The sequence below is a fragment of the Candidatus Pelagibacter communis genome (assembly GCF_001179925.1).
GTDB classification, from domain to species: Bacteria; Pseudomonadota; Alphaproteobacteria; order Pelagibacterales; family Pelagibacteraceae; genus Pelagibacter; species Pelagibacter ubique_E.
The window spans coordinates 1-775 of sequence record NZ_CVSF01000023.1 but is presented as its reverse complement, the minus strand read 5'-3'; the positions used below and the strand labels follow the sequence as shown (position 1 = coordinate 775).

The window sequence follows — 775 nt, the reverse complement described above, 5'->3', positions numbered from 1 at the left end:
TTATAAAAATAAAAAGAAACTTAATTCTAAAATTGATAATAAAATTAAATCAGAAGTTAAAAATATTGAAAAAAGTGTAAAAAAAAAGTTTGGAGATTTAAAAAACCCGCTTTTATTATCTGTAAGATCTGGAGCCAGAGTATCAATGCCTGGTATGATGGATACGATACTTAATCTAGGTCTTAATGATAAAACTGTAATTGCTTTATCAAAAAAAACTTCAAATGGAAGATTTGCAAAAGATAGTTATAGAAGATTTATTCAAATGTATGGGAATGTAGTTATGGGTGTAGAAAGTCATCATTTTGAAGAATTAATAGAAAATTATAAATTAACCAAGGGTGTTTTATTAGATACTGAGCTTAATGAAAGTGATTGGGATGGGCTTATAAGTGATTTTAAAAAGATTGTTAAAGAAAAAACTAAAAAAGAATTTCCACAAAATGTTTATGATCAATTGTTTGGTGCAATAAGTGCTGTATTTTTATCTTGGGAAAGTAATAGAGCGAAAATTTACAGAAAATTAAATCATATACCATCTGAATGGGGAACAGCAGTAAACGTTCAGTCTATGGTTTTTGGAAATATGGGTAACGATTGTGCCACTGGAGTTGTATTTACAAGAAATCCATCAGATGGATCCAATAATGTTTATGGAGAATATTTAATTAACGCTCAGGGTGAGGACGTAGTAGCAGGCACTAGGACGCCTCAATATATAACCAAAAGAGCTCGTAAAGCAGCTAATGCAAAAGATCCATCTATGGAAGAGTCG

At 30.2% G+C, this 775-nt stretch carries 1 protein-coding gene; it reads left to right on the top strand.

Features of this window, described 5'->3' with window-relative positions; all coding sequences use genetic code 11:
- The coding region (locus tag AMN70_RS01730; protein WP_306452507.1) for a PEP/pyruvate-binding domain-containing protein at nucleotides 1-775 on the top strand (775 nt) is incomplete at both ends.